This is a genomic window from Mesorhizobium sp. M2C.T.Ca.TU.002.02.1.1, assembly GCF_003997225.1.
This window is the reverse complement of record NZ_RZTO01001479.1, coordinates 1-530: the sequence shown is the minus strand read 5'-3', so window position 1 is coordinate 530 and position 530 is coordinate 1. Positions and strand designations below refer to the sequence as shown.

1 protein-coding gene is annotated in these 530 nt (G+C 66.0%); it reads left to right on the top strand.

Going from position 1 to position 530, the window contains the following annotated elements:
- On the top strand, positions 1–270 hold a 270-nt coding region (locus EOD07_RS36840), incomplete at its 5' end, for a hypothetical protein (RefSeq protein WP_245470649.1).
- Positions 271–530: the final 260 nt, after the last annotated feature.

Here is a 530-nt window from a genome sequence, read left to right as displayed (position 1 = left end):
GCCTTTGTCTGCGAGCATCGGGCCGGCTTTGATGGTGGGACCATGCGTGGGGCAGGCTGGATCAGGGGGCTCAGGGAGGCGGAGGCGCGGCAGCTGCGCTGCGAGATCGATCGGCTCGAACGAGGGCTGATCGAGGCCGCCAATTCGAAGGCCAAATGGAACCTGCATGAGGTCGCGCACACGCTGCGCTGGCAAAAGGCGCGGCTGCGGCGGCTGGAGGAGTGCCTCGCCGCCATGCCTGAAGGAAAGAGGGCTTCGGACCGATCCTGACCGGCCGGTCGCAATCCTCGGCATATCCGCCATTGTCCGGCCCCAGCGCGAGCGGGCGGTTGGAAAGTGGCGCGATCGCGGAATTACGATCTGCTAAAGGAACGCTAGATTTCACGATGCGGCGGGTCGATCCGCCGAGGCCGGCGTCCATCAGGCCCCTACCCATTCCCCCGCCCCCTGCGGGCGCCGGCCACCCGAATTTTCGGAAAACGATGGGGGAGATGTTTTCCGCATCGCTGCGGCGCCGCAAGCCTCAGAAT